This window comes from Clostridium sp., from assembly GCF_029258205.1.
Lineage (GTDB): Bacteria > Bacillota > Clostridia > Clostridiales > Clostridiaceae > Sarcina.
In genome coordinates, this window is the sequence record NZ_JARHZJ010000076.1 from 24148 (window position 1) to 40121 (window position 15974).

Below are 15974 nucleotides of genomic sequence, written 5' to 3' on the forward strand. Positions count from 1 at the left end.
CCAATAAAGTTCTATTTACACAGTTTGTAAGTTTTATCAAAAGTTATTTTTATACACGCTCTTTTATAAACTTATTAAAGGTTTAATAATTTAGCTGTTACATCTTCTAAAGAATTTAATTCATTATCTAAATTTTTTATTTCTTCCTCAGCACTTGGTGTAAGGTTTAAAAGAATAAGACCTGAAGTTGAACATGTATTTTCAGTAGCTTCATGTAAGCCTATTCTAGTATGTATTATACAACCGTATTTAGTGAGTATCTCTTGAACCATTGGTGCTGCAATAGTTCTAGGTGATATTTTTATAGCCATTATAGTGTACATATTAAATCCCTCCATAAATAATAATCTTAATTACATATTAGCATAAATTAGTAAATTTTTCTTGCATAACCTTTAATTATTATTTACAAAAGGTCATTACAATATACTCTCTTTATTAAATACTATATTTTAATGTTATTAACTTATTCCAAAGAAAACTTCTAATAAAATAAGTAATTTATAAATACATCTGTGCAAGAAACAACATTATAAAATTTCTTTCTTCTAAAAAGTTAATCTTCTTCATCTTTTTGTATTCTTTATCAAATATAAAATCAAACATACTACTTCCTCCAATATAAGTTCTTCATATGCCATTATATCCACATTTATTAATATTAAACCTAATAATATTATGTTATTTCAAATAAAAAAATATTATATAATGTTTATATAACCAAATTTAAAGGGGTGTTTTTATGAATAATTTTTTTAAACATACAATAGAAACTCATACCCCTCAAAGTATGAGTAAAATTACATCTTATATAAGAGAGGATATAAAAAATAGTAATATTGAAAATGGAATTGTGGTTGTTTATTGTCCGCATACTACTGCTGGTATAACAATAAATGAAAATGCAGACCCTGATGTTGTTAAAGATTTAATTTATGGATTTGAAAAAGTTTATCCAACTAATGATTATAAATATAGACATTTTGAGGGTAATTCACATTCACATCTTAAAAGTTCTACAGTAGGGGTATCTCAACAATTAATATTACATAAAGGTAGATTAATCTTAGGTCAATGGCAAGATGTGTACTTCTGTGACTTTGATGGTCCAAGAAACAGAACTTTTTATGTTAAGATTCTTGAAGGATAATTAGACAAATTAATTACTTTTTTTAATTATAATAATATCTATAAAATATAATAAATTAAATCTCAATATAATAGCAATTATCCAATCCTTCTCAATTCTCTTTTAGAAGGACTAAAAAATTAAAGCCCTGAGTTTTAATTAACTTAGAGCTTTAATTAATTATCTAATTAATGAAAATTTATAAAATCTAATTGTCACTTGATAATCATCACATATTTTTTATTTCCTCAATAATGCTACTTTTTATATTATCCATAGGAAAAAGTTTTCCTGGACATAAAGTATCTACAACTTCTCTATGTGGAATTATATCTTTTATTGGATATTTTAAGCTTAAATAAGTTCCTAATTTAACAAGTGAATTTTTTTGTGCCTCATTTAACCCTTCTTTTTCAAAGTTTCCCTCGATACATATTCCTAAGGTATTATAATTTGCATTTTTAGCATGAGCTCCTATTATATTTTCATCTCTTCCTTTATAAATTGTTCCATCCTCTCTTATATAAAAATGATATCCTATTCCACTCCATCCATTATCTAAATGAAATTTATGAATATCTTCTGGAGATTCTGGTGAATCTGTTGCTGAATGATGAATAATTAATCTTTTAGGTAAATTACCTTTTTTAAGCCCACTTCCCCATTTATAGTCAACTTCATTTATAGATAATTCCTGCCTCATTTTTTCTAGCTCTCTACTTGAAATATTTTTCTTATAAATATCCCTATAACTCTCATCTCTATTTATTCTAGAAAAAATAAAGAAAATACTCCCACAAATAATAACTATAATACTAAATAAAAATATAAGTCTTCTTCTAAAAATCTTTTTTCTTCTCTCTGATAAATTGATATTCTTTATTTTATTATGATCCAACTTTGCTCTTCCCCCTTTTGTTTTTTAATATATAAGTCCAAATATTTAACTTCTTATATGACTCCCATTTTAAAATACAAAAAACACCATAACACTTAACACCTTATATGTAAATAATAAACAAAAATCTTTTCAATCTCTACCTTATTTTTAATTATTTACATTTTGTTACATCTATAATTTTTATACCACAGTTTAAATAATTTAAATACTAACTTTAAATTATTATGAATTTTACTATATGCATAAAAATAAACTTTTATTTTAAATAAGCTTTTTTTTAAATTTTATAATTAATTTCTTATTTAACTAATATTATGTATAGATAAGTTTTTTTGAAGGAGGTAATTAATATTGAAAAAATCATATAGAGATATGGCCATAATAAGAAAAAGACTTTCATTTATACTAGCATTTATTATAATTATGTGTTTTATATTAAGCATTAGATTATCTTATGTAATGATAGTTAAAGGTCCTGAATATGCAGAGCTTGCTGTTGAACAATGGACAAACGAAGTTAAAATATCTGCAAGAAGAGGAAAAATACTTGATAGAGATCTAAAAGAACTTGCTGTTAGTTCAAATGTTTATAGAGTAGACTTTAACCTAAATGCAATTAGATCTTATACAAAGAAAACTGGGAAAACTAATGAGGAATTAGCTTTAGAAATTTCTAAAGTTCTTGAAATGGATAAGGATACAGTTTTAAAAAAATTAGAATTTAAACTTCCTTCTGGAGCTCCTGCTGGTGCTGCAATACTAGCTAGAAGAATAGAAAAAGAGAAAGCTGACAAAGTTAAAGAATTAGAAATTCCAGGAGTAATGGTTTCTCCAGATACTCAAAGATACTATCCTAATGATAACTTTCTTTCTCATGTACTAGGTACTACTAACTCTGATGGTGTTGGATTAAATGGTGTTGAGCTAAAATACGATAGAGTTTTATCTGGAAGTCCTGGACTGAAAATAACTGAGATGGTTAAGGATGGTGCTGAATATCCTTACACTATTTCTAGATTCACAGCTCCTGTAGATGGTAAAGATGTAGTCTTAACAATTGATGAAAAATTACAACACTTTGCTGAACAAATCGCTGAAATAGGTTTAGTACATCATAATGCTGATGCAGCATCAGTAATAATAATGAATCCAAATAATGGTGAAATTTTAGCTATGTCTAACAAACCTGACTTTAATCCCAATAAGCCTTATGATGGAGCTGAAAATTTTTCAGGAAATACTTCCTCAGATAGAATTCAAAAAATGTGGAGAAATAGAGCTGTTTCAGACTCCTTTGAACCTGGATCTATTTTCAAAATAATAACAGCTTCCGCTGCAGTCCAAGAAGGTGTAGCTGGTAAGGATGAAACCTATACTTGTAGTGGTGGTCTCCAAAAAGGTGATAGATTCATTAAATGCTGGAAGAGAGGTGGCCATGGAACGCAAACCTTTGAAGAAATAATACAAAATTCATGTAACGTTGGATTCATGAATTTAGGAGAAAAATTAGGAGCTGAAAAATTAAATGAATATATTAAAAAATTTGGTCTTGGAAGAAAATCTGGTGTAGATTTGCCTGGTGAATCTCCTGGAATAGTTAAAAAGACAGAAAATATAACAGATATGGACTTAGCAACCATTTCTTTTGGTCAAACTAATACAGTTAACCCAATTCAATTTATGACTGCAGTCAATGCAGTTGCCAATGGTGGCACATTAATTCAGCCTCATGTTGTTAAAGAAATAAGTTATATAAATGAAAATAATAATAGAGTTATAGATGAAACCTTTGTCCCTAAAAAAACAGAAAATTTAATAAGCAAAGAAACTTCTGATCAAATAAAATTAGCTTTAGAAAACGCAGTAAAAAATGGATCAGCCAAAGGAGCTTATAAAGAAGGCTATGGAGTTGCAGGTAAAACAGGTACAGCACAAAAAGTTAACCCTGAAACTGGTGGATATGGTGGAGGATATGTTGCTTCCTTTGTTGGTTTTGCTCCTTATGATAATCCACAAATTTCTGTTATGGTATCTGTTGATAATCCTAAAAATGGAGAATATTATGGAGGTAGAGTTGCAGCACCTTTAGCTGGAATGCTATTACAAAATATATTTAACTATATAGATTTAACAGAATTCCACTTAGATCAAAAACTTCCTGAAAAAGAAACTGTTATAATTCCTGAAGTTCGTGGATTACCTATAAATGATGCTACAAGTATGCTAAAAGAATTAAGTGTATCTTACGAAATAGAAGGCGAAGGTGAATTTATAATTGAAAGTAACCCAGCCCCAGGCTATCCAATATCTCCAGATACAAAAATAACTTTAATAGCAGGTGATAGTTCAAACTTAAATAGTGATGTTATAATTCCAGACTTCACAAACTATTCTAAAGAATCTGCCGAAAAGCTTCTTAATCAGTTAGGACTTATAGGAGAATTTGTTGGTGAAGGTACATCTGTAACTAAGCAAAGTATTTTGCCTGATGAAGTTGTAAATGGAAATTCAAAAATTACATTAACCTTAGGATATTAAAAATTTGTTAATATAAAATGTATACATTACTTATTTAAATAATTATTTAATGGTTAAAATATATTTAATTTCAAAATATAGGCTTAAATATTAAAATTATTTAATTTCATTTATTTGACAATAAATACAAAGAGTTTTATAAATAATTTATAGACATTGTTAACTTTTTTTAAACTGTTTGATACTTAAGTGGCTTTCCTAAATTAGCCTTTACTACATCGAAACTTTTCCTTTGCTATTTTAAGTGTTAAACATTATTTAATTAATGAGAGTACATAAAGTTCTCTCATTTTTTTTATTCAAAATAATAAACAATTACTAATTATAAAAAAGGCATATATCAAAATAAATTTTGATATAGCCTCATCACTATTCTAAATCTATCTTCTTGCAAAATCTACAAACTTAAACTTATCTGGTCTATGTCTTGACTCTGTATATTGAAATAATTTTCTTCCTTCTAAATATGTATAGCTTTTAACCACAGCTACCATATCATACCCTCTTAAATCTAACAGCCTTTGATCTTCATCAGTAGCAGTTTGTACTGTTATCTCTTTTTCAGCATATGCTATCTTTAACCCTAACTTTTCCTCTATATATTTATATAAAGAATCCTTACATATTTCTTCTGTAAGTCTTGGAACAAACTCTGAATTTAAATAGTCCTTATCTAAAATTATCTTTTCACCATCAATATTTCTAACTCTTACTATACTCCAAATATATTTATTAGGAGAAATCTCTAATTTTTTCATAAGACTATCACTAGGACTTTTTAATGTTAATTCTTCTAGTATAGTTTCACAATCTTTTCCTAAGCTATTTTCAATCTCTTTAAAACTCTTTATACCTGACACCGGAAAATTAAATTTATTCATATCAAGTACAAAAGATCCCTTCCCTTTAGATTTTTCAATATATCCATTTTGCTCTAATAAATTTAAAGATTTTCTTACAGTATCCCTAGATACATTATATTCATCCATAAGTTGTGATTCTGATGGCAACTTAGTATTTACTTCAAAAATTCCACTATCTATTTTCCCAACAATATCATTATATATTTTTAAATACTTACTAGACATATTTTAAATTCTCCCCAATCTATTATTATAACTTTTACTACTTTTAAAACTTTCTTATAATAAATAACTTAATATTCATTATTATTTATAAACATTAAAATTCAATTATATTTTAACATAATAGTAGATTTTAAGTGAATTTTCATATAAAAAATACAAAGGACTACATCAAAAAATTAAATTTAAAATTTATATTTTGATACAACCCTTTTTTTAATTATTAATATCTTATTTTTCTAATTTGTAAACCATTGATTCATATGGTCTTAACTTTAAATTTAATAAATCTAATGTACTATCATTATAATTAGATATTAAAATACTCTTATTGTAATTTTCTAGCCCTTCAATTTCCTTTGATAAATCTACTAAGCATTCTTCACCATAAAAGTTATTTATAACAAGTAATTTTTCGCCATTATAATTTCTTTCATAAGCATACACTTGAGGATGCTCTTCTAAAAGCTGAATATAATCTCCATATGCTATTACATCTTCATTCTTTCTTAATTCAATAAGCTTCTTATAATGATAAAATACAGAATCCTTATTTTCTAAAGCTCTTTCCACATTTATTTCTCTATAATTATTGGCAATATTTATCCAAGAAGTTCCTGTAGTAAATCCAGCATTTTTTTCTTCGTTCCATTGAACAGGCGTTCTTGAATTATCTCTTGATTTATTCTTAAGGATTTCCATTATTTCTTTTTCATCAACTCCCTCTTCTTTTAAAATATTGAAATAGTTTATGGATTCTACATCCCTATACTCTTCAATACTTTCAAAACCTGGATTTGTCATTCCAATTTCTTCTCCTTGATATACATAAGGAGTTCCACTCATCATATGAATTGAGGTAGCTAACATTTTTGAAGATTCATTAAAGTATTTCTTTACATCTCCAAATCTTGAGTTAACCCTTGGTTGATCATGATTACACCAGAAAACAGCATTCCATCCTCTCCCCTTAATCATTCCTCTTTGCCAATTATTAAAAAGTCTTTTTAATTCAATAAAATCAAAATCCATTAAAGACCATTTTTGTCCATCTTTATAATCCACCTTTAAATGATGAAAATTAAATACCATTGATAATTCTTTTTCATTAGGATTAGAATACTTTATACAGTTTTCTATAGTTGTTGATGACATTTCACCAACAGTTACTATTTCTACATCTTTGCCAAAAGTTCTTTTATTAAGCTCTTTTAAATACTCATGTATTCTATGCCCATCAGTATAAAATCTTCTTCCATCACCTTCATAATCATTTTCAAATTTTTCTGGTTTAGAAATAAGATTTATAACATCTAATCTAAATCCTTTAACACCTTTATCTATCCAGAAATTCACCACTTTATAAATCTCTTCTCTTAACTCTTTATTATCCCAGTTTAAATCAGCCTGTGAAACATCAAATAAATGTAGGTAATACTCTCCCATTTCTTCAATATACTCCCAAGCACTTCCTCCAAATTTTGAAATCCAATTTGTTGGTGGTTCTCCTTTTTTTCCTTCTTTAAAAATATAATAATTTTTATATTTTTCTTCGCCTTTCAAAGCTCTTTTGAACCATTCATGCTCTGTGGAAGTATGATTAAAAACCATATCAAGCATAATATCTATATTTCTACTCTTAGCTTCTTTAACCAAATCTTCAAAATCTTCCATAGTTCCATATCTAGAATCAATTTTATAATAATCAGCTATATCATATCCATTATCTTTTTGAGGAGATACATAAAATGGAGTCATCCAAATATAATCTACTCCTAAATTTTTAAGATAATCTAATTTTTCAATTACTCCTCTTAAATCTCCAAGACCATCTCCATTTGAATCATTAAATGATTTTGGATATATCTGATAAACAACACTTTTCTTAAAATCTTTCATAATTCACACCTCACACAACTTGTACGTATAAGTTATCTTAAATATATTCTAATTCACTCTTTCTGTCAATGCTTGTTAAATTCTAAGCATAATTTATAATTATATTTAAATTCTTGGTTTAATAAATCTTAACTATTAATTCAGATATTATTTTTCTAAAAAGCTAAATAAGCAAAAGGTGGAGTTACCCCCACCTTTTTATATTATTTTGAAGCCATGTTAGCTAACTTTGTCTTTGAGAACACTATTGTTAATATGAATGGTACAACTATTGCTATTCCCATTGCAACTAAATACATTAACATACTAGATGATTGCATTGATAAGATTGCTGGTAATCCACCAACTCCTACTGAATTTGCCATACATCCCATTACCATTGAGAACATACCTGCTAACCCTGCTCCAATCATAGATGCTATGAATGGATATAAATATTTTAAGTTAATCCCAAACATTGCAGGTTCAGTTACCCCTAAATATCCTGAAATACATGCTGGTATTGATATTTGTTTTTCATCTTCATCTTTTCTATTTACATATATCATGGCTAAAACTGCTGATGCTTGAGCTATATTTGATAATGCAATTATTGGCCATAAGAATGTTCCACCTATATCACTTATAAGTTGTAAATCAACTGGTAATAAAGTATGGTGTAATCCTGTTATAACTAATGGTGCATAAATCATTCCAAAAATTCCTGCAAATAACCATCCAAATGATGATGTTAAGCCTACCACTATAACTCCTGATATTACGCTACCTATTTTCCAACCTATAGGTCCTAAAACAGTGTGTGCTAATAATACTGTTGGAATTACTGAGAAAAATGGTACTATTATCATTTGTATAGGTCCTGGTGTAATCTTCTTAAATAATCTTTCTAAGTAAACAAAAGTGAATCCAACCATGATTGCTGGTAAAACTTGTGCTTGATATCCTACCATTGGAACTTGAGCAAATCCAAAGTCCCAAACTGGAGCAACTGCTCCATTGCCTGCACTATATGCATTTAATAATTGTGGAGATACTAAAGTTATACCAATAACTATTCCTAGCATTTGATCTGCTCCCATTTTCTTAGCAATTGACCAAACAACTCCTACAGGTAAGAAGTGAAATATTGCCTCACCTATTAACCATAAGAAACTATGTGTTCCTGCCCAGAATTGAGAAACTTCAACCAAAGTCTTAGTTCCATCTTCAAATAATTTCATATCTCCGATTACATTACGGAATCCTAATATAAGACCTCCAACTATGATAGCTGGTATTAATGGAGCAAATATTTCTGCTAAGCCTGCAACTGCTCTCTGAACTATATTCATATTCTTCTTGGCAGCCTTCTTGACTTCTTCCTTACTTTCTCCAGATACTCCAGTCTGTCCAACAAAATCATTATAGAAAATAGCAACTTCTGGTCCAATTATTACTTGAAACTGTCCTGCTTGAGTAAATGTCCCTTTTACACAAGAAATAGATTTTATTTTTTCAACATCTGCTTTGCTCGTATCATTTAAGACGAATCTCATTCTTGTAGCACAGTGAGTAACTGCAGCTACGTTTTCTTTTCCGCCTATGTACTCTGTTAGTAACTTTGCATCTTTTTCAAACTTACTCATCTTTTCTCCTCCATAACTTGTACGTATATCTTATATTTTTATACTAACATATACGTATATGTTGTGTCAACCTTTTCATTAATCCTTTTCAAAAGTTTTTATTTACTATTTTTATCATTAAATAATAAAATATTTAACTATATGATTAGTAGTTTAAAAATAGTTAATATACAAGCAGCTAAAATATTTATAATAGGAAATTAAACTTTAAAATTTAAAACTATCAGAAATAAAAAAGAAGTCAATGAAAATTACTATAAACTCTCATTCAACTTCTTCTCTATAAAACTATTTTAGGTTAATATATTTTTTATTTTAAACTTAATAAATTAATATTATAAGCCTTGTTTATTCTAAATTTATTTCCTTAGAATATAATATAGTTTCTCTAGGATCATGAAAATAATCTTTTCCATTTTCATCTACAAATGGTTTATAAATTTCAACTTTTATTTTTTTAATATCTTCACCTTCCTTAGCAATAGTTGATAAGTATTCTCCATAACTAGATAATTCTTCTCCACTGCTTGTTCTTAATATATTTCCTTTTTCATCATAAACTCTTACCCAGTAATCATTTTTTTCTCTGTCATAGCCAGTAGTAACCACTTTTAATTTAATTGGAGTTGCTATTACTTCTTTAATACCAATGCCATCATTATTAATAGCATTAACTTCTATATTCTTAGATAATAATTTATCAACTTTTACTGGCACTTTAAAGTTCCAAGTTCCTTCTAATACATTATCTTTCTCTCTCTCACTATTCCATCCTTCATCAACTATTGAATTAAAATTTATTGTAAATTCAAATTCATCTGGAATCTTCATGTTTAAGCTTGTTAAATTGTACTCCTCTACTCCAACAAAAGTATGATCATCTATGAATCTTCCTTCTAATCCAGAAACTCCACTATTATCTAGCTCACTATCTGTAAAACTTACTTTAGCTTTAGCTCCGTAATCTAATTGCATTTTTTCAATTTTTTCTGCTTCTTCTTTAGTCATGTCATCATCTTTCACAGGATCATATTTATATTTTATATATTTAAAAGGTTCTTTGCTTTTAATTACATAGCTTACATACAAATTCTGTCCATCACAAATAATCTCTGACAAAGTTATTCCTACCCCATTATTAGAGACAGTCTGATTAACTTCTGTTGCATATTTTGAGTAATCCCCTTTATTCCATATTTCATTTTGTATTCTTTCAAAAGCATTCTTTATTACTGGCACTCCATACGCCAAGGTAGTTGTACCAACACCAATTCCAGTAATTATTGCAAGTCCTGCTGCAATACTTTTAAACATTTTCTTATATCCCTTATTTATTTTATTTTTCTTTTTATCCTCATGAGCCATATTTATTGCCTCATCTATAATATTATCTAAATTATTGGGTAAATTTATCTTATCTAAATCTTTTTTATTCATTTAAATAGCCCTCCTTTAAAACCTCACCTAAAGCTTGTTTTGCTCTTCTCAAATAAGTTTTAACTGTGTTTTCTGGAATTTCCATAACCTTTGCAATATCTTTTATTTTCATATCATTAAAGTACATCATGATTATTACTGTTTTATAATTATCATTTAATAAATCTATTGCATTATATAAATCTAACTTTTCCTCTGTTGATATTTCACATCTTTCTTTTCTTATTGGTGTACTTTCATCCAACATTTCAATTTTTCCTTTTTTCTTTAAAAAATCAATTGATAAATTTATTAAAATTCTTATAATCCATGTGTTAAAAAACTTTGCTTTTTTTAATTTTTTAATATTTAAAAAAGCTCTATATACTGTTTCATGTATAACTTCAAGAGCATCTTGCTCATCTTTAACATATAAAAACGCCATTTTATATAAGTATTCTTTATTATTTTTTATAAGGATTCCAAAGGATTCTTTATTTCCTTTCATTGATTCTTTTATTAACTTAATTTCATTTAATTCATTTTTTCTATCTATATCTAGATATGATATACTCATAGTTTTTTCCATCTTTCCCCTCCTAGCAAAATTTTAACATCGATGTCTACATACATTAGTCTTTTTAAGTAGCTAAAAAGTTTCAAAATCTTTTTATTTTTTTAAGTTAGGTTTTATTAAAAAAACTTTCTAAAATAATTTTATTTAAATATACCCTCACTAAAAACTATACTAATTATAAATTAAGCAATAAAAAAAGCATATTAAGACTTATATAAATCCTAATATGCTTCTTATAATTTTTATTTAACATATAATAAATACTAACTATTATTCTATTAAACCTTCTTGAATTAAGAAAGCTTTAGCAACCTCTTCTGGTGATTTACCTAATACATCTACTTGATAGTTTAAGTCAATCATTTTTTCTTGATTGATTTTACTACTTAAAGAGTTTAAAACATCCTTTAATTCTGGATAATTTTCTAAAGTTTTATTGTTAACTATAGGTACTGCACTATAACTTACAAAGAATTTCTTGTCATCTTCTAAAGTTTTTAAGTCAAACTTTTTAAGAAGTCCATCTGTTGAGAAAGCATCTATAGCCTGTGATTCCCCATTTGATAATGCTGAGTATCTAAGACTTCCATCTAAAGATTTAACATTTTTGAAATCCATGCCATAGTAATTCTCTAATCCAACTAAACCATCTTGTCTATTTTGGAATTCAATAGTTGGAGATAATACAAAGTCATTACTATACTTTGCTAAATCTGATAGAGTATTTATTTTATACTTATCAGCTAATTCTTTTGATATAGCTATATTATAAGTATTATTAAATCCTAATGGCTCCATTACTGTTAATCCATGTTCATTATTCATATTTTCTTTTATGCTATTATAATAGTCTACACTATTATCAATATTATTTTCTTTCATAACATTAACAAGTAATGTTCCAGTATAATCAACATACATGTCAACATCACCTTTTTCAAGAGCTCCAAAGGCAACTGATGTTCCTCCTAGATTTAGCTTTTTTTCAACTTGTAAATCTGTTTTATTCTCAACTAAATCTGCATACATATTTCCTAAAATAAGTTGCTCAGTAAAGTTTTTTGATCCAATAACCACTTTATCTTTTTTACCTGATATAAATGATGAAATTCCCATAAATAAAATAGCTATTACCATTATTACACTTATTACTTTAAGAACAAAAGTATTTTTCTTTTTGTTATCATTACTTAATCCCTTTGGTATAACAGCTACCTCTATTTTCCCAAAAATAAAGTCAACTATTAAGGCTAAAATACAAGCTGGTATAGCTCCTGCTAAAATCATATTATTATTTACTGTTTGAACTCCTGAGAATACTAAGTATCCAAGTCCACCAGCACCAATAAAGGCAGCTAAAGTCATAAGTCCTACAGCTGTAACCGCTGATATTCTTATACCAGACATTATTATTGGCAATGCTAATGGTAATTGTATCTTAAATAAACTTTGGTTCTTAGTAAGTCCAATTCCCTTAGCAGATTCTAATACTACTGGGTCTATGCCAGAGATTCCTGTGTAAGTATTTTTAACTATTGGAAGCAATGAATATACTACAACCATAAAGATTGCAGGTGTACTTCCTATTCCTAATATTGGAATAAGCAATCCTAGTAAGGCCATAGAAGGCACAGCTTGCACTAAGTTTACAAATCCTAGTATAGGCTTTCTTAAAAACTTAACTCTTGAAACAAGAATTCCTAAGGGAACTCCTATTAATATAGCTATTCCTATAGCTGTAATTGTTAAATATATATGTTGAACTAATAAATCTAATATTTGAGTTTTCTGTGAAATTACATATTGTAATAAATTATTCAAATATATTCACCTCCATATCTAAGAATTGGTCGCTTAATATTGAAAGTAAACTACTTCTTGTTATAAGCCCTACCAATTTTTCTTCTGAGTTAACAACAGGTATAAATCCTACTGAATTTTCATTCATTACAGTTAAAATATCAACTAAACTATCATCTTCATTAACTCTTAGTGGATTTTCACTCATAATTTCTGAAAGTGCTCTTGATTTTTCATTTGTAGTTTTTATATCTTTAAAAGTGACAATACCTTTAAGTACATTTTCTTTGTCAATAACTAATAAACTATCCACCTTATTACTTCTCATTATTTCTATTCCTTGCAATATGGTTCTAGCTCCTTTAACAGATATAGGATTTTTTATCATTATATCCTTTGCTTTTATGAAATCAGGATTATTCCAAACCCTATCTGATCCTATAAAATCTCTAACAAAATCATTTGCTGGATTTCTAAGTATATTTTCTGGAGTATCATATTGAGCTATTTTTCCTCCATTCATTATGCATATTTTATCCGCTATCTTTAAAGCTTCATCCATATCATGAGTAACAAAAATAATTGTCTTTTTAAGTTCCTCTTGAATATTAAAAAGCTCTTCTTGAAGTGAAGTACGAGTTATTGGATCTAAAGCACTAAAAGGCTCGTCCATTAAGATTATCTCAGCATCTGTAGCAAAGGCTCTTGCAAATCCTACCCTCTGTTGCTGTCCTCCACTAAGCTCTGATGGATACTTATTTAAATAAATTTCAGGATCTAATCCAACCATATTTAAAAGGTCTAAAGTTGTCTTCTCTATTTTTTCAACATCTTTACCCTTCTTTAATCTTGGAATAAGCTCTATATTTTCCTTTATTGTTAAATGTGGAAACAATCCATTATTTTGAATTACATAACCAATATTTCTTCTTAACTCAATAGTGTTTTCATCTGCTAAAGATTTTCCATTTATAAATATTTCACCAGAAGTAGGTGTTATTAACTTATTTATAAGTTTTAAAGTTGTTGTTTTACCACATCCACTAGATCCTATTAAAACAACTAAACTTCCTTTATCAATAGTTAAAGAAATATTATCTAGTATCTTTCTGTCTCCTATTTGTTTAGATACATTTTTTATTTCTATCATACAAATCCCCCTTTTCTTCTGACAACTTTTATAATTTAAAAAGTTGCTAGTTTATTGTAACATAATTTTAAGTTAAATTCAAATTTTAATTTATTTAACCCAAAACTAATTTAATATAATTTATTAAATAATAAATACTATATTAATCTATTTTAGCCTCTATATTACTGTCTTTATAAGCTTTTTAAATAGTATTTAAATAAAAAAACACTATTATATAAAACAGTGCTCTACATAATAAAATCTATTTATTTTTTGCCTCCTTTAAAATATTCTTTACATCTTTTCTTGTTCTTCTTTTATTTTTTTTACTTTTACTAAATTCATTACAAATATTATATATTAACAAATTTGTATCCTCCTTTTAATTTATACTTTAATTAATTCTCAATATATTGAGAATTTAACTTTCACTTAAATTATGGACATAATTTAATATTTATATATCAAAATTTTTATTTTTTCCATTTATTTCACAACTTTAATTATAAGTATTAAAAATCATCTAGTTTCTCTTTTGAGTTAACAACTAGTTATGAATATATTCTATTTTTTTACAAAATTTAAATTAATCAAATAATTATTCTAAATAAAGTTTAATTAGTTATAACATATGAAAATATATATTATTAATTTTTCACGTAGTACCTTTTTATAAATCTTAAATAAATAGTACTATGATGTAAAACTATCCTGAATTAATGATATACTTTTAAATTTTTTACTGGATTTATTAAGAATATTTTAGGTGTTATGTTTTTATACTATTTATCATGTTTTTAAAAATTTTAAAACATTAGTATAAAATAATTTTTTACCTATTGAAGTGAAAATCCTCTTTACGAAGTGAATTACAATTTACCATATTATAAATTTAATATTTTATCTCTCTTCTATACCTTTTTAAACCTGAGAATAAACTCTAAATCTTATTTTATTATAAAAAAAATTTATTTCTATATTCTAGTTTCAGCATTAATATCCACAAAGCTGAGAGTTAAGTATAACATATAAAAGAAACAGATGCAAACATTCGTTCTACTTTGACTTTATAAATCTTGCTTAAAAATATTTTTTATTATGTTTAAAATAAAAGAATTTATCAAAGCTCATTAATAAAACTTATAATTTCTATGTTATGTACTCTACTAAGTTTTGTTAATGAATTACTTTAATAAATTCTCTTAAAACTATTAATAGCCCTAAAAATCAATATTTAAATATAACCAAATTAAATTTTTATGTAAAATTTTATTAACTAAATATAAAACTTTTTATTTTAACCTTTATTGCTAAAATGTATGTCTTTTATTACATTATCTATTTTTTCAACAGCCTTATCTTCAGCCTTAAATTTTTCTTCTATGCTAAAACCTGTTCCATCCACTAATAATTGGTGGAATTTTTTTATTCCTAAGAATTTCATTACATCTTCAACATAATTTAATCCTTTATTAAATATACCTCTAGTAAGCAAAGAAATTTCTCCACCTGAAGATTGTATATAAACCATTTCTCTTTGTTTATCATCTAACAACCCTTTAATTTCTTCTGGTGTTACTTTAATTGTTATTTTATTTTGAACAACGCAATCTATATATTCCTTTAATGGTGATGGGAAAGATAATGTCCATAAAGGGGTTGCTATTACGTATAAATCTGCATTTTTAAATTGTTCACTTAACTCTATTATTCTTTTTATTTCTTTTCTTGTCTTTTCATCTATACTAGCATCCTCAAAATCTACCAAACAACTTCTTCCTGAAAAATGTTTAGCCTCTAATCTAGGAATAAAATCTTTGTATAAATCAATTTCCTCTATTTCAAACTCTGGATTTAATTCTACAAACCTAC

12 protein-coding genes are annotated in these 15974 nt (G+C 26.7%); 2 read left to right on the top strand and 10 right to left on the bottom strand.

Annotated elements, in window-relative coordinates:
• Positions 1-74: 74 nt before the first annotated feature.
• Positions 75-323, bottom strand: coding sequence for a CPF_0552 family protein (locus Q1J60_RS09430; RefSeq protein ID WP_300261262.1), 249 nt, complete (start codon positions 321-323; stop codon positions 75-77).
• A gap of 419 nt (positions 324-742) precedes the next feature.
• Between Q1J60_RS09430 and Q1J60_RS09435 the strand changes: the two genes are divergently transcribed.
• A complete protein-coding gene (locus Q1J60_RS09435) occupies positions 743-1150 on the top strand; it encodes a secondary thiamine-phosphate synthase enzyme YjbQ (protein ID WP_300261265.1) in 408 nt (135 codons plus the stop codon).
• A gap of 208 nt (positions 1151-1358) precedes the next feature.
• Here Q1J60_RS09435 and Q1J60_RS09440 read toward each other — a convergent pair whose 3' ends face one another.
• On the bottom strand, positions 1359-2027 hold the full coding sequence (locus Q1J60_RS09440; RefSeq protein WP_300261268.1) for a peptidoglycan recognition protein family protein: 669 nt from the start codon (positions 2025-2027) through the stop codon (positions 1359-1361).
• Positions 2028-2381: 354 nt separating this feature from the next.
• Between Q1J60_RS09440 and Q1J60_RS09445 the strand changes: the two genes are divergently transcribed.
• Positions 2382-4568: a stage V sporulation protein D gene (locus tag Q1J60_RS09445; protein WP_300261271.1), complete on the top strand. Its 2187-nt coding sequence runs from the start codon at positions 2382-2384 to the stop codon at positions 4566-4568.
• A 380-nt stretch (positions 4569-4948) separates the two neighbouring features.
• Here the strand turns inward: Q1J60_RS09445 and treR are convergent, their stop codons facing one another.
• The 8 genes from treR to Q1J60_RS09485 form a co-directional block, all read right to left on the bottom strand.
• Entirely contained in the window at positions 4949-5656 is a 708-nt protein-coding gene (treR, locus tag Q1J60_RS09450; protein WP_300261274.1) for a trehalose operon repressor, read from the bottom strand.
• 228 nt (positions 5657-5884) lie between these two features.
• Positions 5885-7552 (bottom strand): alpha,alpha-phosphotrehalase, encoded by a 1668-nt coding sequence (gene treC, locus Q1J60_RS09455; RefSeq protein ID WP_300261278.1) that lies wholly within the window; start codon positions 7550-7552, stop codon positions 5885-5887.
• Between the two features lie 203 nt (positions 7553-7755).
• On the bottom strand, positions 7756-9177 hold the full coding sequence (treP, locus tag Q1J60_RS09460; RefSeq protein ID WP_300261281.1) for a PTS system trehalose-specific EIIBC component: 1422 nt from the start codon (positions 9175-9177) through the stop codon (positions 7756-7758).
• 348 nt (positions 9178-9525) lie between these two features.
• Positions 9526-10614, bottom strand: a complete 1089-nt coding sequence (locus Q1J60_RS09465) for a DUF4179 domain-containing protein (protein WP_300261284.1) — start codon at positions 10612-10614, stop codon at positions 9526-9528.
• Positions 10607-11182, bottom strand: a complete 576-nt coding sequence (locus tag Q1J60_RS09470; protein ID WP_300261287.1) for a sigma-70 family RNA polymerase sigma factor — start codon at positions 11180-11182, stop codon at positions 10607-10609. The genes Q1J60_RS09465 and Q1J60_RS09470 overlap by 8 nt, the downstream gene beginning before the upstream one ends.
• 258 nt (positions 11183-11440) lie before the next feature.
• Entirely contained in the window at positions 11441-12991 is a 1551-nt protein-coding gene (locus Q1J60_RS09475) for an ABC transporter permease/substrate-binding protein (protein WP_300261290.1), read from the bottom strand.
• Complete coding sequence (locus Q1J60_RS09480) at positions 12984-14120, bottom strand: betaine/proline/choline family ABC transporter ATP-binding protein (RefSeq protein WP_300261293.1); 1137 nt, start codon at positions 14118-14120, stop codon at positions 12984-12986. Before Q1J60_RS09480 ends, Q1J60_RS09475 begins: the two co-directional genes overlap by 8 nt.
• Positions 14121-15399: 1279 nt before the next feature.
• On the bottom strand, positions 15400-15974 hold a 575-nt coding region (locus tag Q1J60_RS09485; protein ID WP_300261296.1), incomplete at its 5' end, for an FMN-dependent NADH-azoreductase.

Coding starts and splice junctions, on each gene's coding strand:
- Q1J60_RS09435 (WP_300261265.1), top strand. CDS start 743: ATGAATAATTTTTTTAAACATACAATAGAAACTCATACCCCTCAAAGT.
- treP (WP_300261281.1), bottom strand. CDS start 9,177: ATGAGTAAGTTTGAAAAAGATGCAAAGTTACTAACAGAGTACATAGGC.
- Q1J60_RS09430 (WP_300261262.1), bottom strand. CDS start 323: ATGTACACTATAATGGCTATAAAAATATCACCTAGAACTATTGCAGCA.
- Q1J60_RS09480 (WP_300261293.1), bottom strand. CDS start 14,120: ATGATAGAAATAAAAAATGTATCTAAACAAATAGGAGACAGAAAGATA.
- treR (WP_300261274.1), bottom strand. CDS start 5,656: ATGTCTAGTAAGTATTTAAAAATATATAATGATATTGTTGGGAAAATA.
- treC (WP_300261278.1), bottom strand. CDS start 7,552: ATGAAAGATTTTAAGAAAAGTGTTGTTTATCAGATATATCCAAAATCA.
- Q1J60_RS09465 (WP_300261284.1), bottom strand. CDS start 10,614: ATGAATAAAAAAGATTTAGATAAGATAAATTTACCCAATAATTTAGAT.
- Q1J60_RS09470 (WP_300261287.1), bottom strand. CDS start 11,182: ATGGAAAAAACTATGAGTATATCATATCTAGATATAGATAGAAAAAAT.